Raw genomic sequence first — 22956 nt, 5'->3', positions numbered from 1 at the left:
ATAAATGAAACAAAGTATGGTATTCAGTCCTACATTACGTGAAGTTCCAGCTGATGCTGAAATTAAGAGTCATCAGCTATTACTTCGTGCAGGTTTTATGCGTCAAAATGCTTCTGGTATTTATAGCTTTCTACCATTTGGATTAAAAGTATTACACAAAGTAGAACGTATCGTTCGAGAAGAAATGGAGCGCGCAGGAGCTGTAGAATTATTAATGCCAGCTATGCAAGCTGCGGAATTATGGCAAGAATCAGGTCGTTGGTATTCTTACGGATCTGAATTAATGCGTATGAAAGATCGTAATGCTCGTGAATTCGCATTAGGAGCGACACATGAGGAAGTAATTACGGATCTTGTGCGTGATGAAGTGAAATCATATAAAAAATTACCGTTAACATTATACCAAATTCAAACAAAATTTCGTGATGAGCAAAGACCTCGTTTCGGCTTATTACGTGGAAGAGAGTTTCTAATGAAAGATGCATACTCTTTCCATGCTACACAAGAGAGCTTAGATGAAGTATACGATCGTTTATATAAAGCATACTCTAACATTTTTGCTCGCTGTGGCTTGAATTTCCGTGCAGTTATTGCTGATTCTGGAGCAATGGGCGGAAAAGATACACATGAATTTATGGTATTATCTGATGTTGGTGAAGATACAATTGCATACTCTGACACATCTGATTATGCAGCAAACATCGAAATGGCTCCTGTTGTAGCTACGTATACGAAGAGTGACGAAGCAGAAAAAGCACTTGAAAAAGTAGCAACACCAGACCAAAAAGCAATTGAAGAAGTATCCGCATTCTTAAACATTGCAGCTGACAAGTGCATTAAGTCTATGGTGTTTAAAGTAGATGAGAAATTAGTAGTGGTACTTGTTCGTGGTGATCACGAAGTAAACGATGTGAAAGTGAAAAATGTATACGGCGCTTCAGTTGTTGAGCTTGCTTCTCATGAAGAAGTAAAAGCATTATTAAATTGTGAAGTTGGTTCATTAGGACCGATTAATGTAACAGGTGATATCGAAATTATTGCTGATCATGCTGTAGCATCAATTGTTAACGGATGTTCAGGAGCGAATGAAGAAGGATTCCATTATGTAAATGTAAATCCAGAACGTGACTTTAAAGTAAGTCAATATACAGATTTACGCTTCATCCAAGAAGGAGACCAATCTCCAGATGGAAACGGAACAATTCTTTTTGCACGCGGAATTGAAGTTGGTCATGTATTCAAATTAGGAACTCGTTATAGTGAAGCAATGAACGCAACATTCCTGGATGAAAACGGAAAAACACAACCACTTATTATGGGTTGTTACGGTATCGGGGTATCTCGTACAGTGGCAGCAATTGCAGAGCAGTTTAACGATGAGAACGGCTTAGTTTGGCCAAAAGCTGTAGCACCGTTCCATGTGCATGTAATTCCAGTAAATATGAAATCGGATGCACAACGTGAAATGGGTGAAAATATCTACAACTCATTACAAGAACAAGGCTATGAAGTGTTATTAGACGATCGTGCAGAACGTGCAGGTGTTAAATTTGCAGATGCAGATTTATTCGGTCTTCCAGTTCGTATTACAGTTGGTAAAAAAGCAGACGAAGGTATTGTAGAAGTGAAAGTACGTGCTACAGGTGAGTCTGAAGAAGTAAAAGTAGAAGAACTTCAAACATATATTGCAAATATTTTAAAATAAGAAGAGGTACCTCGTAATGGGGTACCTTCTCTTTCTTTGTAAACGTATTTTGTAAAAGAAGAGGTGAGAAATCTTTCTTTGTGGTACGTTTCAATTTATAATAGCAAATGGAAGGAGAGTGCTTATGTCTTTAACAAATGAACAACAAGAGCGATTTCAAATTTTGCTCCAGCAGTTGCAAATACCAGACGACCTTATAAATCAATATTTACAAGGCGGTGGTATTGAAAGGCTCGTTATTGATAAAGCGAATAAAAGTTGGCATTTTGATTTACAAGTGCCACGTATTTTGCCTACAGAATTATATGAATTGCTAGAAACAAAGCTTAAGCAATCATTTTCTCATATTGCAAGAACAACATTTGCATTAGAAACAGAGAATAAACAATTTACAGAAGAAGAAGTGAGGGCGTATTGGCCGCTTTGTACGGAACGAATTACATTTTCACCTATGTTCGCATACTTAAAGAAGCAGCTTCCACAGGTGAATGGAGTGAAGTTGCTAATAAATGTGAATAACGAGTTGGAGTCTACTGCTTTAAAGAAAAACGTTGCGAAACCAGTAGGGGATCAATACGAAGTTTTTGGATTCCCGCGTTTTCAGTTAGACACACATATACAGCAAAATACAGAAGAAATGCAAAAGTTTCGTGAACAAACGCAGCAAGAAGACCGCGAGCGTGTTATACAAGCTATGGAAGAAATGGCGAAGAAGCAAGCTGAAGAAAGCAGCGTTGTGTATGAAGGACCGATTACACTCGGGTATCTTATTAAGCCAGATGAAGAGATTACACCGATGCGAGAAATTCAAGATGAAGAAAGAAGAAAAACGGTTCAAGGATATGTCTTCCATGTAGAAACAAAAGAGCTTCGTAGTGGACGTACGTTATTAACTTTAAAAATAACGGATTATACGGATTCTATTATGATCAAAATGTTCTCGCGTGACAAAGAAGATATTCCAATGCTGCAATCCTTGAAAAAAGGAATGTGGGTGAAAGCGCGTGGTTCTGTTCAAAACGATACATTCGTTCGAGATTTAGTAATGATTGCAAATGATATTAATGAAATCACAGGACCGTCTCGTAAAGATAAAGCACCAGAAGGCGAAAAACGAGTAGAGCTGCATCTCCATACTCCGATGAGTCAAATGGACGCTGTCACTCCAGTTTCTAAGCTTGTTGCTCAAGCTGGTAAATGGGGACATGAGGCTATTGCGGTTACAGACCATGCCGTGGCTCAGTCTTTCCCAGAGGCGTATTCTGCGGGGAAGAAGGCTGGAGTTAAAGTTATATATGGTGTAGAAGCAAATTTAGTTAATGATGGTGTACCGATAGCATATAACGAAGCGCATCGTTTACTTGCAGAGGAAACGTATGTTGTTTTCGACGTTGAGACGACAGGTTTATCAGCTGTATACGATACAGTTATTGAGTTGGCTGCTGTAAAAGTAAAGGGTGGCGAAATTATTGACCGCTTTGAATCTTTTGCAAATCCGCATCAACCATTATCGGCGACGATCATTGAATTAACAGGTATTACAGATGATATGTTAACTGATGCACCTGAAGTGGACGAAGTGTTTAAAAAGTTTGAGGAATGGATGGGCGACCATACACTTGTTGCCCATAACGCGAGCTTTGATATGGGCTTTATTAACGTAGGTTTTAAAAAGGCTGGACTAGAAAAAACGAATAACCCCGTTATTGATACGTTAGAACTTGCACGATTCTTATTCCCAGAAATGAAAAATCATCGATTAAATACGATGTGTAAAAAACTTGATATTGAATTAACACAACATCACCGTGCGATTTATGATACAGAAGCGACGGGATATTTACTTGTGAAAATGTTGAAAGACGTAATTGAAAAGGGATTTGAATATCACGATCAATTAAATGATAGCATGGGACAAGGGGATGCGTATAAGCGTGGCCGTCCAAGTCATATGACGTTACTTGCCACATCAGATGTTGGATTGAAAAATTTATATAAACTTGTTTCATATTCTCACCTTAATTACTTTTACCGTGTACCACGTGTGCCGAGGTCACTATTAAAAAAATACCGTGAAGGAATTTTAGTAGGAACGGCTTGTGATAAAGGTGAAGTTTTCGAGGCAATGATGCAAAAGGCACCTGAAGAGGTAGAAGAAATTGCCCAGTTCTATGATTACATTGAAGTAATGCCTCCAGAGGTGTTGCGTCATTTAGTAGAACGTGAACTTGTTCGAGACGAAGGTCAATTAAAAACAATTATTTCTAACTTAGTAAAACTAGGTGAGACGTTAGATAAACCAGTTGTTGCTACAGGAAACGTGCATTATTTAGACCCTGAGGATGCAATGTATCGTAAAATTTTAGTCAGTTCGCAGGGCGGAGCCAATCCGTTAAATCGACATTCATTACCGCCAGTACATTTCCGTACAACTGATGAAATGTTAGAATGTTTTTCGTTCTTAGGTGAAGATAAAGCGAAAGAAGTTGTTGTAACAAATACACAAAAGATTGCGTCATTAATTGGTGATGTGCATCCAGTAAAAGACGATCTATACACACCGAAAATTGAAGGTGCTGATGATGAAACGCGTGATATGAGTTATAAAATGGCGCGTAGCATTTATGGTGAAGAGCTACCGGAAATTGTAGAAGCACGTTTAGAAAAAGAATTAAAAAGTATTATTGGGCATGGATTCGCCGTAATTTATTTAATTTCACATAAGCTTGTGAAAAAATCGTTAGTAGACGGATATCTAGTAGGTTCGCGTGGATCGGTAGGATCATCATTTGTTGCAACGATGATGGAAATTACAGAAGTAAACCCATTACCACCACACTATGTATGTCCGAAGTGTAAGCAATCAGAATTCTTTAATGATGGTTCTGTAGGCTCTGGTTTTGACTTACCAGATAAAGAATGTCCTGCTTGTAATATTCCATATGTAAAAGATGGACATGACATTCCGTTCGAAACATTCCTTGGATTTAAAGGAGATAAGGTACCCGATATCGATTTGAACTTCTCCGGGGAATACCAACCACGTGCCCATAACTATACGAAAGTACTGTTCGGTGAAGACTATGTATATCGTGCAGGAACGATTGGTACAGTTGCGGAAAAAACTGCTTACGGATATGTAAAAGGTTATGCAAATGATCATAACTTAACGATTCGAAATGCAGAGATTGATCGCTTAGTAGCGGGGTGTACCGGTGTAAAACGTACAACAGGACAGCATCCAGGCGGTATTATCGTTGTGCCAGATTACATGGATATCTTTGATTTCTCACCAATACAGTATCCAGCTGATTCAATTGGTGCTGAATGGAGAACAACGCATTTTGATTTCCACTCGATTCATGATAATTTATTGAAACTTGATATACTAGGACACGATGATCCGACCGTTATTCGTATGTTACAAGATTTAAGTGGTATTGATCCGAAAACAATCCCAACGGATGATCCAGAAGTAATGAAAATTTTCTCTGGTCCAGAATCGTTAGGGGTAACGGAAGAACAAATTAACTGTAAAACAGGTACACTTGGTATACCAGAGTTTGGTACAAAATTCGTAAGACAGATGTTAGAAGAGACAAAACCGACGACATTCTCAGAGTTAGTCCAAATTTCTGGACTATCACATGGTACCGACGTATGGCTTGGTAATGCAAACGAGTTAATTTATAACGGTACATGTACGCTGAGCGAAGTTATCGGTTGTCGTGATGACATCATGGTATATTTAATCTATCAAGGTCTAGATCCATCATTAGCCTTCAAAATCATGGAGTCGGTTCGTAAAGGTAAAGGTGTACCGGAAGAATGGGAAGAAGACATGAAAAATAATAATGTACCAGGTTGGTATATTGATTCATGTAAGAAGATTAAATACATGTTCCCTAAAGCCCATGCGGCTGCTTACGTACTTATGGCTGTACGTATCGCATACTTTAAAGTACATTTTGCACTGTTATTCTATGCCGCATATTTTACAGTTCGTGCAGATGATTTTGATGTAGAGGCAATGGCGAAAGGTTCAGCATCTATACGTGCAAGAATTGATGAAATTGCTCAAAAGGGACTCGATGCTGCGCCGAAAGAGAAGAGTTTATTAACGGTACTAGAAATGACACTTGAAATGTGTGAGCGTGGATACTCATTCCAAAAGGTGGATTTATACCGCTCACATGCAACAGAATTTATTATTGATGGAGATACATTAATCCCTCCATTTAATGCAGTACCTGGTCTTGGCACAAACGCAGCTTTAAGTATTGTAGAAGCACGTAAAAATGGAGACTTCTTATCAAAAGAAGACTTGCAACAGCGAAGTAAGGTTTCGAAAACAATTATTGAGTATTTAGATAGCCAAGGTTGTTTAGGAGACTTACCAGATCAAAACCAGTTATCACTGTTCTAGTAGGTAGGAAAAGTCTTTGCAAATCAACATTTCCTATGATATACTATTAACCGAGATAACCATGTCATGTATATTGTGTAAAGAAAAGAGTGGGGAAACCCACTCTTTCGTGTTACTATCTATGTTTTATCTACGTAGATAGGTAAAAGATTTCTGTCGTATATACATATTTTGTTACAAGTTTTACTTCTTAAATTTGGTAATACTAAGACAGATAATCCCTGCTGAACAGCAGGGGCTTTTGTTAGCTAACGAGAAAGAATAAGATAGACCGTTTTTAAATTGGCGGGGTCTTCTTCTTTTAAATGGTACATGACGGCAGGAAGGAGGCTGTTTATGGATAAGAAAGTCACAGAAGTTGTAGAAGCATTTGCGCAGCCGATCGTTGAAGAGTTAAATCTTGAACTTGTAGATGTAGAGTATGTGAAAGAAGGACAAGACTGGTTCTTACGCGTATTCATCGATTCTGAAAAGGGAGTCGACATTGAAGAATGCGGTGCGGTAAGTGAACGTTTAAGCGAAGCTTTAGATAAAGAGGATCCAATTCCTCATCTTTACTTTTTGGATGTATCATCTCCTGGAGCGGAACGCCCATTAAAGAAAGAAAAAGACTTCCAGCAAGCGGTAGGAAAACAAGTGGCAATTAAAACATATGAGCCGATTGATGGTGAAAAGATGTTTGAAGGAAAACTGCTTTCTTACGATGGTACAACAATAACATTATTATTAACAATTAAAACACGTAAAAAAGAAATCCAAATTTCGATGGATAAAGTCGCAAATGCGCGACTTGCTGTTACGTTTTAGTTAGAAGGGGGATCTTCATGAGCACTGAGTTATTAGATGCTTTGCTCGTATTAGAATCTGAAAAAGGCATTAGCAAAGACATTATTATTGATGCGATTGAAGCAGCTTTAATCTCTGCTTATAAGCGCAATTTTAATCAAGCACAAAACGTTCGTGTGAGCTTTAACCCAGAAGTGGGAACAATTCAAGTTTTAGCACGTAAAGACGTAGTAGACAATGTGTTTGATCCACGTCTTGAAATTTCTGTAGAGGAAGCAAGACAAATTAATCCAAACTACCAAGATGGTGACGTACTAGAAATTGAAGTAACACCAAAAGACTTTGGTCGTATTGCAGCACAAACTGCAAAACAAGTTGTAACACAACGAGTGCGTGAAGCAGAGCGCGGTGTTATTTACTCTGAGTTTAGTGATCGTGAAGAAGATATTATGGTAGGTATTGTACAACGTCAAGATGCTCGTTTCATCTATGTAAGCTTAGGAAAAGTAGAAGCTTTATTACCTGTAAGTGAGCAAATGCCTAATGAGCAATACAAGCCACATGATCGTATTCGCGTATTCATTACGAAAGTAGAAAAAACGACAAAAGGACCACAAATTTACGTATCACGTACACATCCTGGTCTTTTAAAACGTTTATTCGAAATGGAAGTTCCTGAAATCTATGATGGAACTGTAGAAATTCGTTCTGTAGCACGTGAAGCTGGCGATCGCTCTAAGATCTCTGTATATGCAGAGAACACTGATGTTGATCCAGTTGGTTCTTGTGTAGGACCAAAAGGGCAACGTGTACAACGCATTGTAGACGAATTAAAAGGTGAAAAAATTGACATCGTTCGCTGGTCAAATGATCCAGTTGAATATGTTGCAAATGCATTAAGCCCATCACAAGTTGTTAAAGTACTTGTAGATGAAGAAGAAAAAGCGACAACAGTAGTTGTTCCAGACCACCAGCTATCATTAGCTATCGGTAAGCGTGGACAAAATGCACGTCTTGCAGCTAAATTAACAGGCTGGAAAATTGACATTAAGAGTGAGTCTGATGCGAAACAACTTGGTATTGTAACAGAAGAAGATAGCGTAATCGCATTTGGATTCGATTCAGTGGAAGACGAAATCGAATAGAGGTGATGAGTATGAGCAATCGAAAAGTTCCGTTACGAAAATGTGTTGCAACGCAAGAAATGAAATCAAAACGAGAGCTCGTTCGCATTGTTCGTTCCAAAGAGGGAGAAGTGTCCATTGATTTAACTGGGAAAAAATCAGGACGAGGTGCTTACTTGTCGAAGGACAAGGAGAGCATTCTTCAAGCTCAAAAGAAAAATGTTTTGGAACATCATCTAAAAGCGAAAATCGACGGTTCTTTATATGAAGAGCTTCTTGAGCTTGTTGAGAAGGAGTCGAAATAAGTGTCCGATTGGAAATCGTTTTTAGGACTAGCAAACCGGGCTCGGAAAATTATTTCGGGTGAAGAACTCGTTTTAAAAGAAGTACGAAGTGGCAAAGCAAAACTTGTATTGCTATCTGAAGATGCGTCAGTAAATACTACAAAACGCATCACAGATAAAACTACGTACTACAACGTACCAATGAGAAAGGTCGAAAATCGACAACAATTAGGGCATGCGATTGGGAGAGATGAGCGAGTCGTTGTAGCTGTGTTAGATGAAGGCTTTGCGAAAAAGCTGCGTAGCATGCTCGATACAAATTACCGGGGGTGAAGGTATGAGTAAAATTCGAGTGCATGAATATGCAAAAAAACATAATATCTCAAGTAAAGATCTTATGACAAAACTAAAAGAAATGAATATCGAGGTTTCGAATCATATGACAATGTTAGACGATGAAGTAGTAAATAAATTAGATAATGAATATCAAACTGAAAAACCTTCTGTTGCAGATGAGTTTGAAGTAGAAGAAAAAGTTGTTCGCAGTAAAAAGAACAGCAATAAGAAAAAGAAAAAAGGCAAAGGAAACGAAGACAAACGTCAAGAGAACTTTGCTGGTAGACAACAAACTCAAATTGTAGAAACACCAGATAAAATTACTTTCTCTGGAAGCCTTACAGTAGGAGATCTTGCTAAAAAATTAAGCAAAGAGCCATCTGAAATTATTAAGAAGCTCTTCATGCTTGGAATTATGGCAACAATTAACCAAGACTTGGATAAAGATACAATTGAGTTAATTGCTAACGACTACGGTATTGAAGTAGAAGAAGAAGTAATTGTGAGCGAGACTGAGTTTGAAACATTCATTGATGAGCAAGATGATGAAGAGAACTTAAAAGAACGTCCAGCTGTAGTTACAATCATGGGACACGTTGACCACGGTAAAACAACATTACTGGATTCTATTCGTAACTCAAAAGTAACTGCAGGCGAAGCGGGTGGAATTACTCAGCATATCGGTGCATATCAAGTTGAAGTAAACGATAAGAAGATTACATTCTTAGATACACCTGGTCACGCAGCATTTACAACGATGCGTGCTCGTGGTGCACAAGTAACGGATATTACAATCCTTGTTGTTGCAGCGGATGACGGTGTTATGCCACAAACAGTTGAAGCAATTAACCATGCGAAGGCAGCAGGAGTACCAATTATTGTTGCTGTGAATAAAATGGATAAACCAGCTGCAAACCCTGATCGCGTAATGCAAGAACTAACAGAATATGAATTAGTTCCAGAAGCTTGGGGCGGAGATACTATTTTCGTACCAATTTCTGCAATTCAAGGCGAAGGCATTGACAACTTACTAGAAATGATCCTTCTTGTAAGTGAAGTAGAAGAATACAAAGCAAATCCAAACCGCTATGCAACTGGTACAGTAATCGAAGCACAGCTTGATAAAGGTAAAGGAACTATCGCGACATTACTTGTTCAAAACGGTACGCTTCGAGTTGGAGATCCAATCGTTGTTGGAACTTCATTCGGACGTGTTCGTGCAATGGTAAGTGATATTGGTCGTCGTGTAAAAGTTGCTGGTCCATCAACTCCTGTTGAAATTACTGGTTTAAACGAAGTACCACAGGCTGGAGATCGTTTCATGGCATTCGCTGATGAGAAGAAAGCTCGTCAAATTGGTGAATCACGTGCACAAGAAGCGTTAGTTGCACAACGTGGTGAGAAATCTAAATTAAGCCTTGAAGATTTATTCCAACAAATCCAAGAGGGCGATGTAAAAGAAATTAACTTAATCGTAAAAGCAGACGTACAAGGTTCTGTTGAAGCGATGGCAGCATCACTTCGTAAAATTGATGTTGAAGGCGTAAAAGTTAAAATCATTCACACTGGTGTAGGTGCGATTACAGAATCTGATATCATTTTAGCTTCTGCATCTAATGCAATTGTAATTGGATTTAACGTACGTCCAGATGTGAACGCGAAGCGTACAGCTGAATTAGAGAACGTTGATATTCGTTTACACCGTATTATTTATAAAGTAATCGAAGAGATTGAAGCAGCGATGCAAGGTATGCTTGATCCAGAATTCGAAGAAAAAGTAATCGGTCAAGCAGAAGTTCGTCAAACGTTTAAAGTAACAAAAGTTGGAACAATCGCAGGTTGTTATGTAACAGACGGTAAAATTACGCGTGATAGTGGCGTACGTATTATCCGTGACGGCGTAGTAATTTTCGAAGGACAACTTGATACGTTAAAACGTTTCAAAGACGACGTAAAAGAAGTTGCACAAAACTATGAGTGTGGTATTACAATTGAGAGATATAATGATCTTAAAGAAGGGGACATCATTGAAGCGTACATTATGGAAGAAGTGAAGCGATGATTATCGCTTCACTCTCATTCGAGTGTATGATTTACGATGTGCATTCTTTAAAAGAGAAACGTGCAATTTTACAACGTGTGTTAACTCGTGTGAAACAGCGCTATAATGTAGCTGTTTCTGAAGTTGGGCACCAAGATGTATGGCAACGTACAGAAATTGCAATTGTTTCCGTATCCTCAAATCGTGTTATCTGTGAAAAAGAAATGAATCGTGTACTTGAGTACATCGATTCATTTCCTGAAATTGAACGTACAATAACACATTTTGAATGGTATTGAATGAGGTGAAGAGTTATGAAATTACGTGCGAACCGTGTGGGCGAGCAAATGAAAAAAGAATTAGGCGATATTATCAGTCGTAAAATTAAAGACCCACGTATTGGATTTGTTACAGTAACAGATGTACAAGTGAGTGGTGATTTACAAATTGCTAAAGTATATATTTCTGTTTTAGGTGACGAAGAACAGAAAGAAAATACTTTAAAAGGTTTAGCGAAGGCAAAAGGCTTTATTCGTTCAGAAATTGGCCAACGTATTCGTCTTCGTAAAACACCGGAAATTACCTTTGAGTTTGATGAGTCTATCGGATATGGTCATCGAATTGATACACTTTTACATGAAATTAATAAAGACGGTAAACGTGAAGAATAATGGATAGACATTTGTCTATCCATTTTTTCAATGCAAAATAAGTTTTGGATATTTAATACGAAAGAATTATGATGAGGTGAACATATATGGAAGGTGTAGTATTATTACATAAGCCAAAAGGCATGACATCACATGATTGTGTATTTAAATTAAGAAAGATATTGCGAGAAAAGAGAATTGGTCATACGGGAACATTAGATCCAGATGTAACAGGAGTATTACCAATTTGCGTTGGAAGAGCAACGAAAATTGCACAATTTTTAACAAGTGAAACGAAAACATATGAAGGTGAAGTAACATTAGGGTTTTCAACGACAACTGAAGACGCTTCTGGTGAGGTTGTTGAAACGAAAAATGTAGATCGTACTATTACTCGTATGGAAGTAGAGAAAGTCCTTGCGGAATTAACAGGCACGATTGAACAAATGCCACCAATGTTCTCGGCTGTAAAAGTAAACGGGAAAAAATTATATGAATATGCAAGAGCAGGACAAGAGGTGGAACGTCCAGTTCGTACAATTACAATTCATGAATTTGTATTACTTGATGATCGTGAAGTTTTTGAAGGAGAAAATATTTCATTCCGTTTCCGTGTAACGTGTAGTAAAGGAACATATGTAAGAACGTTAGCTGTAATGATCGGGGAGAAACTTGGTTTCCCATCACATATGTCTCACCTTGTAAGAACGGCATCTGGTGAATTTTTATTAGAAGATTGCATATCATTTGAAGAAATTGAAGAAAACGTGCAAAATGGAACAGTAGAGTCTATCTTCATTTCAATTGATGAAGCATTAAGTAAGTTTCCAAAAATGGTTGTAGATGAAAAGCAAGCAGAGAAAATAAAGAATGGTATGTTCTTAAAGAATGAATTAGAAATAACAGCACCATTTATTACAGTGTTTGATAAAAATGATCGTTGCTTAGCAATTTATGAACATCATCCGAAACATCCTGGCATGTTAAAGCCGATGAAAGTACTTGTGAATAATCAAGAACTAAAGCTATAATGAATTATTGGAAGGATTATTACAGAAAAAGGTGAATTCAAGCGTGAAACTTATTCATTTAACTCATCCACATGAACAAAATAAATTAGAATTACCACCTACTGTAATGGCATTAGGATTTTTTGATGGCATTCATTTAGGACATCAATGTGTAATTCGAACTGCGAAAAAAATAGCGGACGAACGAGGATATAAAAGTGCAGTTATGACATTTCATCCTCATCCATCTGTTGTTTTAGGGAAAAAGGATGCGCATGTGGAGTATATTACACCAATGCGTGATAAAGAAAAAATAGTCGAAAGCTTAGGAATCGATATATTATATGTGATTAAATTTGATGAATCATTTGCAGGGTTATTACCGCAACAATTTGTAGATGATTATATTATTGGTTTAAATGTAAAGCATGTAGTAGCAGGGTTTGATTATTCATATGGACGTTTAGGAAAAGGAAAGATGGAGACTTTACCATTTCATGCAAGAGGGGAGTTTACACAGACTGTGATTGAAAAAGTTGAATTTCAAGAAGAGAAAGTAAGTTCTACAGCATTACGAAAGTTAATTCGAAATGGCGAAATGGAGCAAATTCCATCTATTTTAGGTAGAGCCTATACTGTAGCGGGAACAGTTATACACGGCGACAAACGTGGGCGTCAAATTGGTTTCCCGACAGCTAATGTAGGTTTAAGTGATGAGTATTTATTGCCACCTGTAGGTGTTTATGCAGTGAGATTAAAAGTTCACGATGAATGGTACGATGGTGTATGTAATATTGGATATAAACCGACTTTTAAAGAAGATGAGCGTCAATTATCAATTGAAGTGCACTTATTTGAATTTAACAAAGATATATACGATCAAAATGTTACAGTAGAGTGGCATATGCGTATAAGAGCAGAAAAGAAATTCAACGGTATTGATGAGTTAGTTGAACAAATCGCAAAAGATAAGAAAACAGCACAAGAATATTTTATGAGCGAAAAGAATATACTTGCTTTTTCAAATGAAAAGTAGTATTCTATGTTATGTACTTTATGACAACCATTGCTTGGCATTGCGACTCACCGACGCTTGCTAGGTAATTGGGGGTTTAATTAATAGGAGGTGAAATAGGATGGCTTTAACACAAGAACGTAAAAATGAAATCATTGCACAATTTAGAACTCATGAGACTGATACTGGTTCTCCAGAGGTTCAAATTGCTGTCCTAACGGAGCAAATTAACACTCTAAACGAGCACTTACGTACTCACAAGAAAGATCATCATTCACGTCGTGGTCTATTAAAGATGGTTGGTAAACGTCGTAACTTACTAACTTACCTTCGTAATAGCGATATCACACGTTACCGTGAATTAATCACAAAGCTTGGCTTACGTCGATAGTCAAAGAAGCGGGAATATTCCCGCTTTTTTGTTAGGTAAAAATATATCTTCTACGCTTTATAGCTTACTTAATTTTAGGCAATACTAGAGGTAGAATATTGTGATATACTATCCATTTACATAGAAGAATTGAATACTTTAAATTGAGAGGGGTACTTAAATGAGTCAAGAAAAGCAAGTCTTCTCGATAGATTTAGCTGGTCGCCAGCTAACAGTTGAAACTGGTCAGCTTGCAAAACAAGCGAACGGAGCAGTATTAGTAAGATATGGCGATACAGCGGTTCTATCTACAGCAACTGCATCAAAAGAAGCAAAAAATGTAGATTTCTTCCCACTTACAGTAAACTATGAAGAGCGTTTATATGCAGTCGGAAAAATTCCTGGCGGTTTTATTAAGCGTGAAGGTCGTCCAAGTGAAAAAGCAATTTTGGCAAGTCGTTTAATCGACCGTCCAATTCGTCCGCTATTCGCAGATGGCTTCCGTAACGAAGTACAAGTTGTCAGCATTGTAATGAGTGTTGATCAAGATTGTTCTTCTGAAATGGCAGCTATGCTTGGTTCTTCATTAGCGTTATCGATTTCAGATATTCCATTTGAAGGTCCAATCGCTGGTGCGACAGTTGGCCGTATTAATGGCGAATTCGTTATTAACCCAACAGTAGAACAGCAAGAACAAAGTGATATCCACTTAGTTGTAGCTGGTACGAAAGATGCGATTAACATGGTTGAAGCAGGAGCAGATCAAGTACCTGAAGAAACAATGTTAGAAGCAATTATGTTTGGTCATGACGAAATTAAACGTCTAATTGCATTCCAAGAAGAGATTGTACAAGCTGTAGGTAAAGAGAAATCAGAAGTGAAACTTTATGAAGTTGACGCTGATCTTAACCAAGCTGTACGTGAAATGGCTGAAGAAGATATGCATTCAGCAATTCAAGTACATGAGAAACATGCACGTGAAGATGCAATTAACGAAGTGAAAAAGCGTGTTATTGAGCATTACGAAGCGCAGGAAGCTGACGCTGATACATTAGGACAAGTAAATGAGATTTTATATAAAATTGTAAAAGAAGAAGTACGTCGTCTTATTACAGTTGAAAAAATCCGTCCAGATGGCCGTAAAGGTGACGAAATCCGTCCATTAGCATCAGAGGTTGGTATTTTATCTCGTACACACGGTTCTGGTTTGTTCACTCGTGGACAAACACAAGCATTAAGTATTTGTACATTAGGTGCATTAGGCGATGTGCAAATTTTAGATGGTCTTGGTGTAGAAGAATCAAAACGCTTTATGCACCATTACAATTTCCCATCATTTAGTGTTGGTGAAACAAGACCAATGCGTGGACCAGGTCGTCGTGAAATCGGTCACGGTGCACTAGGAGAACGCGCACTTGAGCCTGTAATTCCATCTGAAAAAGATTTCCCATACACAGTACGTCTTGTATCTGAAGTTTTAGAATCAAATGGTTCTACTTCACAAGCAAGTATTTGTGGTAGTACTTTAGCAATGATGGATGCTGGTGTTCCACTTAAAGCTCCAGTTGCAGGTATTGCAATGGGTCTAGTTAAAACTGGTGAGCATTACACAATTTTATCTGATATTCAAGGTATGGAAGATCATTTAGGTGATATGGACTTTAAAGTAGCAGGTACAGCACAAGGTGTAACTGCACTACAAATGGACATTAAAATCGATGGTCTATCTCGTGAAATTTTAGAAGAGGCATTACAACAAGCGAAAGTTGGTCGTGTGCACATTCTAAATCATATGTTATCTGTTATTCCAGAGCCACGCACTGAATTATCAGCGTACGCTCCAAAGATTATTACAATGACAATTAATCCAGATAAAATCCGTGACGTTATCGGACCGAGCGGTAAACAAATCAATAAAATTATTGAAGAAACTGGCGTTAAAATTGACATCGAGCAAGATGGCACAGTATTCATTTCTTCAATAAACCAAGAAATGAACGACAAAGCTAAGAAAATTATCGAAGATATCGTTCGCGAAGTACAAGTAGGTGAAATCTACGAAGGAAAAGTGAAACGTGTTGAGAAATTCGGTGCTTTCGTTGAATTATTCAGCGGTAAAGATGGATTAGTTCATATTTCTGAACTTGCACTTGAGCGTGTAGGTAAAGTAGAAGACGTTGTAAAAATCGGTGATGTAATTACAGTTAAAGTTATCGAGATTGACAAGCAAGGTCGCGTAAATCTATCTAGAAAAGTATTGCTAAAAGAAGAGCAAGAAAAAGAAGCTGCTAAAGAAGAAAACAAACAAGAGCAGCAATAAGTAAAAGCCAGTTTAACTGGCTTTTTTTGTTATGTAAAAATATGATTTATATATATTTTTATGTCAGCATAGGTATAGTTTTCATTATAACGCTCAAATTAACAAAGATAAGAAGAAAATGTTTTTATATAGTTAATTTGGGAGGGTTTATATGAAAGTTCGTATATTGGCATACATATGTATATTTTCTTTATATGTCAGTTTAGGCTCTTATTCTGTTTTTGCACAAGATAACTTGCATGAAGAAATTCAAAAGCATGCAAAAAAGTATGAGATTGCACCTCAAAATGCGATGATTGATAAAATATGGAAGGCAACACCTGGATATAATGGAAGACAAGTGGATATTGAAGCATCGTATAATAATATGAAGAAGCTAAAGGAATTTGATCAAAAATATCTTGAATTCAAAGAAGTCTCACCGAGTGTTCATTTAGAAGATTTATCACCCGCTCCAATTTATAGAGGCCATCCAAATAAAAAGATGGTAGGATTAACAATAAATGTGGCATGGGGAAATGAGTATTTGCCTCGCATATTAGAGATATTGAAAAAGCATGATGTGAAGGCCACTTTCTTTTTAGAAGGACGTTGGGTGAAAGAAAATTTACGATTTGCAAAAATGATTGTCGATGCAAATCAAGAAGTCGGAAATCATTCTTATACGCACCCTAATATGAAAACGCTATCGTCTGATGAAATACGAGAGCAGTTACAAAAAACAAATCGAATGATAGAAGTAGTAACGAATCAAAAAGTAAGATGGTTTGCCCCGCCGAGTGGAAGTTTTCGGGATGAAGTCGTGAAAATCGCTGATGATTTCCAAATGGGAACGATTATGTGGACTGTCGATACAATCGATTGGAAGCGACCTGAGCCAGATGTACTATTGCAGAGAGTAATGAGAAAAATACACCCAGGTGCTATCGTATTAATGCATCCTACTTCGTCAACGGCAGAAGCATTAGATACAATGATTAAAAAATTGAAGGAACAAGGATATAAAGTGGGGAATATAACAGAATTACTGGATGAAAAACGTGTGGATTAAATACATTTGCATGACATTCATCCTTAAACTTGTTATCATTAAATAATAGCACTTATTTAGAGAAACTGGCAGTAGGAGGAAAGTTTTTGATTAAAAAATATACTTGTAAAAATGGTGTAAGAATAGTTATGGAGAATATACCAACTGTAAGATCGGTTGCGATTGGTATTTGGATCCATGCGGGATCAAGAAATGAAAATGAAAAAAATAACGGGATTTCTCACTTTTTAGAGCATATGTTCTTTAAAGGGACAGAAACACGTAGTGCACGAGAGATTGCAGAATCATTTGATAGCATTGGTGGTCAAGTGAATGCATTTACTTCAAAAGAATATACATGTTACTATGCAAAAGTATTAGATGAGCATGCTAAATATGCTTTAGATGTTTTAGCAGACATGTTCTTTAATTCAACATTTGATGAGGAAGAACTGAAAAAAGAGAAGAATGTCGTATGTGAAGAAATTAAAATGTACGAAGATGCTCCAGATGATATTGTGCATGATATGTTAACGAAAGCAACATATGAAACGCATCCACTTGGATATCCTATTTTAGGAACAGAAGAAACGCTTAATACGTTTACAGGTGATACGTTACGTCAATATATAAAAGATCATTACACACCTGAAAATGTAGTTGTATCAATCGCAGGAAATATTGATGAAGCATTTTTACAAACAGTGGAGCAATATTTCGGTAGTTATGAAGGAACAACAAACCGTGAACAAGTACATAGCCCAATTTTCCATTTCAATAAGGTAGCCCGTAAAAAAGAAACGGAACAAGCTCATTTATGTCTAGGATATAAAGGCTTACAAATGGGACACGAAGATATTTATAACTTAATTGTATTAAATAATGTTTTAGGCGGTAGCATGAGTAGCCGTTTATTCCAAGAAGTACGTGAGCAACGTGGATTAGCTTACTCAGTATTTTCTTACCACTCTTCTTATGAAGATACAGGCATGTTAACACTTTACGGTGGAACAGGTAGCCAACAATTAGATACATTGTATGAAACAATGCAAGAAACATTAGAGACATTGAAAAATACAGGTATTACAGAAAAAGAGCTTATGAATAGTAAAGAGCAATTAAAAGGAAACTTAATGTTAAGTTTAGAAAGTACAAATAGCCGTATGAGCCGTAACGGTAAAAATGAATTGCTTCTTCGTAAACATCGTTCACTTGATGAGATTATTGAAAGTGTAAACACTGTAACAAAAGAAAATGTGGACGGATTAATTCGCAATATGTTTACTGACGAGTTCTCTGCGGCACTTATTAGTCCAGACGGAAAACTTCCAAAAGGAATAAAACTATAATCAATTTTTACGATGTATAAAAAATAACCTTCTCTCTTTTTAAATGAGAGAAGGTTATTTTTTTTATACATATAGAATAGGTACTAATTATAGACAATGCAAATGAAAAATTCATTAGGGGAGTGGAGTGTGTATGCGATTAAGTGAATTAAGTGGTAAAGAGGTTGTAGATATAGAAAAAGCGGAAAAAATGGGAGTCTTAGGTTATATGGATTTAGAGATTAATGAGAAAGACGGGCAAATACAAACACTTATAATACCTGTAGGGAAGTGGGGAGGTTTTAAAAAGGAACCACAAGAAGTAAGGGTGGCATGGAGTCAAATAAAGAAAGTCGGACACGATATGCTTCTTTGTGATAGTATAGATCGTTCAAATTCGGAGTGAAGGATGGCCATTTTGGTCATCTTTTTTTGTATCTACATAGAAACCTGATAAATCATATGTGCATTTGGATTTTCAATCACCATAAACTCGTACATTACATATGATGTGGAGGAAAAAGAAAAAGTAGGCACTTTTCTTATAAATGACAGAAAAAGAAGGTGAATTAGGGAATGTTGACTGAGATGCATATTGCTGTCATAGGAGGAGATGCAAGGCAGCTAGAAGTAATTCGTAAGCTAGTTGAATTGGATGCGAAACTTTCTTTGATAGGTTTTGATCAGTTAGATCATGGTTTCACAGGGGCAGCAAAAGAAAGTATACAAAATTTAGATTTCACTTCTGTAGACGCAATTATTTTGCCGGTTGCCGGTACAAATGCCAAAGGAGAAGTAGATACTATTTTTTCAAATGAAAAAGTTTCAATAACGAAAGAACAAATTGAAAATACACCAGAACACTTTACTATATATTCAGGTATTGGTACACCTTACTTGGAAAATCTCGTATCTACTACGAACCGAAAACTTGTTAAATTATTTGATCGTGATGATGTAGCAATATACAATTCTATTCCAACGGTAGAAGGTACATTAATGATGGTAATTCAACATACCGACTATACAATTCATGGGTCCAATGTAATGGTTCTAGGATTTGGTAGAACAGGAATGAGTGTTGCGAGAGCATTTCAATCATTAGGAGCCCATGTCAAAGTTGGAGCAAGACGATCTGAACATATTGCACGTATTACAGAAATGATGTTTTCTCCTTTTCATATGCAAGACATAGAGAAAAAAGTAGGAAATATCGATATTGTAATTAATACGATTCCACACCTCGTTGTAACAGCGAATGTTATTGCAAAAATGCCAGCTCATACGTTAGTGATTGATTTAGCTTCTAAACCAGGCGGTACCGACTTTAGATATGCAGAAAAAAGAGGAGTCAAAGCATTGCTAGCACCTGGATTACCAGGTATTGTTGCCCCAAAAACGGCTGGGCAAATCTTAGCAAATGTTCTTTCTCAGTTATTAGCAGCAGATGCAATCGCAAAGGAGGAGGAAAAGAAATGAGTTTGAAGGGGAAACGAATTGGTTTCGGATTTACAGGTTCACATTGTACGTATGAGGAAGTTATGCCGCACTTAGAAAAATTAATTGCTGAAGGAGCAGAAGTACGTCCTGTTGTTTCATACACTGTTCAATCAACAAATACTAGATTTGGAGAAGGAGCAGAGTGGATTAAGAAGATTGAAGAAATAACAGGTTTTAAAGCAATTAATTCAATTGTTGGAGCAGAGCCACTTGGACCTAAAATTCCATTAGACTGCATGGTAATCGCTCCTTTAACAGGAAATTCTATGAGTAAATTTGCAAATGCAATGACAGATTCTCCAGTACTAATGGCAGCAAAAGCGACGCTAAGAAATGGCAAGCCTGTCGTATTGGCAGTTTCGACGAATGATGCTTTAGGATTAAATGGGGTAAATCTCATGCGCCTAATGGCAACAAAAAACATCTACTTCGTCCCATTCGGGCAAGATGCACCAGAGAAAAAACCGAACTCAATGGTAGCTCGCATGGAGTTGCTTGAAGATACAGTGTTAGAAGCGCTGCAAGGGAAGCAATTGCAACCGGTTGTCGTAGAAAAATTCAGATATATGAATTAAAAAACGAAAAAAAACGGACAATTTTTGATGAAACCATCATTCTTACTGTAGAATATGATAAAATTAACGTTATTAAGATTAGAAGGGGTATTGTATACTCCTTCTGATTCTAAGTTATAGAAGGATTGGTATCTAGAAAGGGGCATAGTGATGGAAAAGCAAAAAACTTTTCATGTCGCTGTAGTTGGAGCAACCGGCGCAGTTGGTGAACAAATGTTAAATACTTTAGAGAAACGAGAATTTCCAATCGGGAAATTAACGTTACTTTCATCTAAACGATCTGCAGGTAAGAAACTTGTATTTAAAGGCGAAGAATTTACAGTTCAAGAGGCAACTCCTGAAAGCTTTGAAGGAGTAGATATTGCACTATTTAGTGCTGGTGGATCTGTATCGAAACAATTAGCGCCAGAAGCAGCAAAACGCGGTGCGATTGTTGTTGATAATACAAGTGCATTCCGTATGACAGAAAACGTGCCACTTGTTGTACCTGAAGTAAATGAAAACGACTTAAAAGAACATAATGGTATTATTGCAAATCCAAACTGTTCTACAATTCAAATGGTAGTAGCTCTTGAGCCAGTTCGTCAGCAATATGGTTTAAAACGAGTAATCGTTTCCACATATCAAGCTGTATCAGGTGCTGGTGCGGCAGCTATTGAAGAACTGCATGAACAATCACAAGCAATCTTAAATGGCGAAGAAGTTAAGGCAAATGTTCTTCCTGTATCAGGTGATAAGAAGCATTTCCCAATTGCTTTTAATGCGATTCCACAGATTGATAAATTCCAAGATAATGGATTTACGTTTGAAGAAATGAAAATGATTAACGAAACGAAAAAAATTATGCATATGCCTGAATTAGAAGTAGCGGCAACATGTGTACGTTTACCAGTTGTATCAGGACACTCTGAGTCTGTTTACATCGAAGTAGAAAAAGAAGGCGTAACAGTAGCAGAATTAAAGAGCTTACTTGCAAATGCGGAAGGTATTGTTCTACAAGATAATCCAGAAGAGCAGTTATATCCAATGCCAGCTACTGCAGTAGGTAAAAACGAAGTATTCGTTGGAAGAATCCGTAAAGATTTAAATAACGATAAAGGATTCCATCTTTGGGTCGTATCTGATAACTTATTAAAAGGCGCTGCATGGAATTCTGTTCAAATTGCAGAGCGCTTAGTAAAATTACAATTAGTGTAAACGGCTAAGAGAAGGTGCAAAATATGAAAATAATTGTTCAAAAATTTGGTGGCACATCAGTACGTGATGACAATGGACGTAAGCATGCGCTTCATCATATAAAAAAATCATTAGCTGCTGGTTATAAAGTAGTTACTGTCGTATCTGCTATGGGCCGTAAAGGTGAACCATATGCAACGGATACGTTATTAAGTCTTGTAAATCAAGAGGAATCTACTATTTCTAAGCGTGAGCAAGATTTATTATTATCGTGTGGAGAGTTAATCTCTGCAATTGTTTTCTCTAATATGTTGAATGAGAACGGTATAAAAGCAGCAGCATTAAATGGTGCACAAGCTGGTTTTGTAACGAATGATGACTTTACGAATGCAAAGATTATTGAAATGAATTGCGATCGTATACATGAAGAGTTAGAAAATGTAGATGTAATCGTCGTTACAGGATTCCAGGGACAAACGAAAAAAGGTGATACGACAACACTTGGACGCGGAGGTAGTGATACTTCAGCTTCAGCATTAGGTGTTGCACTTCATGCTGAATACATCGATATATTCACTGATGTAGAAGGTGTTATGACTGCGGATCCTCGTATTGTAAAAGATGCACGTCATCTTCAAACTGTAACGTATAACGAAATTTGTAACATGGCTTATCAAGGTGCGAAAGTCGTTCATCCACGTGCAGTTGAAATTGCGATGCATGCAAAAGTGCCACTTCGTGTACGTTCTACGTATTCTGATAGTGAAGGTACGCTTATTTCAGCATATGACGGTGCTACAAGAGGTCGTGATGTAGAAGAACGTCCTGTTACAGGCATTGCCCACGTATCAAACGTAACGCAAATTAAAGTGCTTGCAAAAGAAACGGCATATGATTTGCAACAACATGTGTTTAAAGAGATGGCGAACGAAGGAATAAGTGTTGATTTAATTAATATTTCACCTACTGGCGTAGCATATACGGTGAGTGATAATGTATCAAGTCATGCAGTTAAATTATTACAGAACCTTGGATATGAGCCAATTGTGACAGAACATTGTGCGAAAGTATCTATCGTTGGGGCTGGAATGGCAGGATACCCAGGGGTTACTGCGAAAATCGTTACAGCTTTAGCGGAAAAAGGTATTCAAATCCTGCAATCGGCAGATAGTCATACAACAATTTGGGTTCTTGTAAAAGAAACTGATTTAGTGGAGGCTGTAAATGCATTACATAGTGCGTTTGAGCTTTCAAAAGAAAAGCAACTGGAACAATAAGGA

At 37.2% G+C, this 22956-nt stretch carries 20 protein-coding genes; all 20 read left to right on the top strand.

Features of this window, described 5'->3' with window-relative positions:
* The first annotated feature begins 4 nt into the window (after positions 1-4).
* The 20 genes from DN401_RS17905 to dapG all read left to right on the top strand — a co-directional run bounded on the left by DN401_RS17905 (position 5) and on the right by dapG (position 22953).
* Positions 5-1705: a proline--tRNA ligase gene (locus DN401_RS17905; RefSeq protein WP_000814298.1), complete on the top strand. Its 1701-nt coding sequence runs from the start codon at positions 5-7 to the stop codon at positions 1703-1705.
* Positions 1706-1829: 124 nt separating this feature from the next.
* Positions 1830-6131: a PolC-type DNA polymerase III gene (locus DN401_RS17900; RefSeq protein WP_000060005.1), complete on the top strand. Its 4302-nt coding sequence runs from the start codon at positions 1830-1832 to the stop codon at positions 6129-6131.
* Positions 6132-6467: 336 nt separating this feature from the next.
* Entirely contained in the window at positions 6468-6938 is a 471-nt protein-coding gene (gene rimP, locus DN401_RS17895; RefSeq protein ID WP_000359096.1) for a ribosome maturation factor RimP, read from the top strand.
* A 17-nt stretch (positions 6939-6955) separates the two neighbouring features.
* A complete protein-coding gene (nusA, locus tag DN401_RS17890) occupies positions 6956-8062 on the top strand; it encodes a transcription termination factor NusA (protein WP_000102604.1) in 1107 nt (368 codons plus the stop codon).
* Between the two features lie 11 nt (positions 8063-8073).
* Positions 8074-8346 (top strand): RNase P modulator RnpM, encoded by a 273-nt coding sequence (gene rnpM / locus DN401_RS17885; RefSeq protein ID WP_000071127.1) that lies wholly within the window; start codon positions 8074-8076, stop codon positions 8344-8346.
* Positions 8347-8658, top strand: coding sequence for a YlxQ family RNA-binding protein (locus tag DN401_RS17880; RefSeq protein WP_001286523.1), 312 nt, complete (start codon positions 8347-8349; stop codon positions 8656-8658).
* A 4-nt stretch (positions 8659-8662) separates the two neighbouring features.
* Positions 8663-10723 carry a translation initiation factor IF-2 gene (gene infB / locus DN401_RS17875; RefSeq protein ID WP_000036343.1) on the top strand — a complete coding sequence of 687 codons (2061 nt, stop codon included), beginning with the start codon at positions 8663-8665 and terminating at the stop codon, positions 10721-10723.
* Positions 10720-11001 (top strand): DUF503 domain-containing protein, encoded by a 282-nt coding sequence (locus DN401_RS17870; protein WP_149287895.1) that lies wholly within the window; start codon positions 10720-10722, stop codon positions 10999-11001. Before infB ends, DN401_RS17870 begins: the two co-directional genes overlap by 4 nt.
* A 15-nt stretch (positions 11002-11016) precedes the next feature.
* Positions 11017-11373 (top strand): 30S ribosome-binding factor RbfA, encoded by a 357-nt coding sequence (rbfA, locus tag DN401_RS17865; protein WP_000776437.1) that lies wholly within the window; start codon positions 11017-11019, stop codon positions 11371-11373.
* An 86-nt stretch (positions 11374-11459) separates the two neighbouring features.
* On the top strand, positions 11460-12383 hold the full coding sequence (gene truB / locus DN401_RS17860; protein WP_000399352.1) for a tRNA pseudouridine(55) synthase TruB: 924 nt from the start codon (positions 11460-11462) through the stop codon (positions 12381-12383).
* Positions 12384-12426: 43 nt separating this feature from the next.
* Positions 12427-13398, top strand: coding sequence for a bifunctional riboflavin kinase/FAD synthetase (gene ribF / locus DN401_RS17855; RefSeq protein ID WP_000766706.1), 972 nt, complete (start codon positions 12427-12429; stop codon positions 13396-13398).
* Between the two features lie 100 nt (positions 13399-13498).
* Positions 13499-13768, top strand: a complete 270-nt coding sequence (gene rpsO, locus DN401_RS17850; RefSeq protein WP_001229392.1) for a 30S ribosomal protein S15 — start codon at positions 13499-13501, stop codon at positions 13766-13768.
* A 160-nt stretch (positions 13769-13928) separates the two neighbouring features.
* Positions 13929-16067 carry a polyribonucleotide nucleotidyltransferase gene (pnp, locus tag DN401_RS17845; RefSeq protein WP_000076737.1) on the top strand — a complete coding sequence of 713 codons (2139 nt, stop codon included), beginning with the start codon at positions 13929-13931 and terminating at the stop codon, positions 16065-16067.
* 151 nt (positions 16068-16218) lie between these two features.
* The gene (locus DN401_RS17840; protein ID WP_000868217.1) at positions 16219-17118 is read left to right on the top strand and encodes a polysaccharide deacetylase family protein; all 900 of its coding nucleotides are present in this window, start codon (positions 16219-16221) and stop codon (positions 17116-17118) included.
* 86 nt (positions 17119-17204) lie between these two features.
* Complete coding sequence (locus tag DN401_RS17835; RefSeq protein WP_000592996.1) at positions 17205-18446, top strand: M16 family metallopeptidase; 1242 nt, start codon at positions 17205-17207, stop codon at positions 18444-18446.
* A 133-nt stretch (positions 18447-18579) separates the two neighbouring features.
* Positions 18580-18831, top strand: a complete 252-nt coding sequence (locus DN401_RS17830; protein ID WP_001239759.1) for a YlmC/YmxH family sporulation protein — start codon at positions 18580-18582, stop codon at positions 18829-18831.
* 170 nt (positions 18832-19001) lie between these two features.
* Positions 19002-19904, top strand: a complete 903-nt coding sequence (gene dpaA, locus DN401_RS17825) for a dipicolinic acid synthetase subunit A (RefSeq protein ID WP_000954739.1) — start codon at positions 19002-19004, stop codon at positions 19902-19904.
* Positions 19901-20500 (top strand): dipicolinate synthase subunit B, encoded by a 600-nt coding sequence (dpaB, locus tag DN401_RS17820; protein WP_000053596.1) that lies wholly within the window; start codon positions 19901-19903, stop codon positions 20498-20500. The genes dpaA and dpaB overlap by 4 nt, the downstream gene beginning before the upstream one ends.
* A 150-nt stretch (positions 20501-20650) precedes the next feature.
* Entirely contained in the window at positions 20651-21697 is a 1047-nt protein-coding gene (gene asd / locus DN401_RS17815) for an aspartate-semialdehyde dehydrogenase (RefSeq protein WP_000414846.1), read from the top strand.
* 23 nt (positions 21698-21720) lie between these two features.
* Positions 21721-22953, top strand: a complete 1233-nt coding sequence (gene dapG / locus DN401_RS17810; protein ID WP_000692451.1) for an aspartate kinase — start codon at positions 21721-21723, stop codon at positions 22951-22953.
* Positions 22954-22956: the final 3 nt, after the last annotated feature.

This window comes from Bacillus sp. BF2-3, from assembly GCF_008368795.1.
Classification (GTDB): Bacteria; Bacillota; Bacilli; order Bacillales; family Bacillaceae_G; genus Bacillus_A; species Bacillus_A cereus.
The sequence above is the reverse complement of the archived record's forward strand: the minus strand, read 5'-3'. Positions and strand labels throughout refer to the sequence as shown.

Bases quoted from the DNA above. Each gene is read 5' to 3' on its own strand.
- DN401_RS17905 (WP_000814298.1), top strand. From the start codon at position 5: ATGAAACAAAGTATGGTATTCAGTCCTACATTACGTGAAGTTCCAGCT.
- DN401_RS17900 (WP_000060005.1), top strand. From the start codon at position 1,830: ATGTCTTTAACAAATGAACAACAAGAGCGATTTCAAATTTTGCTCCAG.
- rimP (WP_000359096.1), top strand. From the start codon at position 6,468: ATGGATAAGAAAGTCACAGAAGTTGTAGAAGCATTTGCGCAGCCGATC.
- nusA (WP_000102604.1), top strand. From the start codon at position 6,956: ATGAGCACTGAGTTATTAGATGCTTTGCTCGTATTAGAATCTGAAAAA.
- rnpM (WP_000071127.1), top strand. From the start codon at position 8,074: ATGAGCAATCGAAAAGTTCCGTTACGAAAATGTGTTGCAACGCAAGAA.
- infB (WP_000036343.1), top strand. From the start codon at position 8,663: ATGAGTAAAATTCGAGTGCATGAATATGCAAAAAAACATAATATCTCA.
- DN401_RS17870 (WP_149287895.1), top strand. From the start codon at position 10,720: ATGATTATCGCTTCACTCTCATTCGAGTGTATGATTTACGATGTGCAT.
- rbfA (WP_000776437.1), top strand. From the start codon at position 11,017: ATGAAATTACGTGCGAACCGTGTGGGCGAGCAAATGAAAAAAGAATTA.
- truB (WP_000399352.1), top strand. From the start codon at position 11,460: ATGGAAGGTGTAGTATTATTACATAAGCCAAAAGGCATGACATCACAT.
- rpsO (WP_001229392.1), top strand. From the start codon at position 13,499: ATGGCTTTAACACAAGAACGTAAAAATGAAATCATTGCACAATTTAGA.
- pnp (WP_000076737.1), top strand. From the start codon at position 13,929: ATGAGTCAAGAAAAGCAAGTCTTCTCGATAGATTTAGCTGGTCGCCAG.
- DN401_RS17840 (WP_000868217.1), top strand. From the start codon at position 16,219: ATGAAAGTTCGTATATTGGCATACATATGTATATTTTCTTTATATGTC.
- DN401_RS17830 (WP_001239759.1), top strand. From the start codon at position 18,580: ATGCGATTAAGTGAATTAAGTGGTAAAGAGGTTGTAGATATAGAAAAA.
- dpaA (WP_000954739.1), top strand. From the start codon at position 19,002: ATGTTGACTGAGATGCATATTGCTGTCATAGGAGGAGATGCAAGGCAG.
- dpaB (WP_000053596.1), top strand. From the start codon at position 19,901: ATGAGTTTGAAGGGGAAACGAATTGGTTTCGGATTTACAGGTTCACAT.
- asd (WP_000414846.1), top strand. From the start codon at position 20,651: ATGGAAAAGCAAAAAACTTTTCATGTCGCTGTAGTTGGAGCAACCGGC.
- dapG (WP_000692451.1), top strand. From the start codon at position 21,721: ATGAAAATAATTGTTCAAAAATTTGGTGGCACATCAGTACGTGATGAC.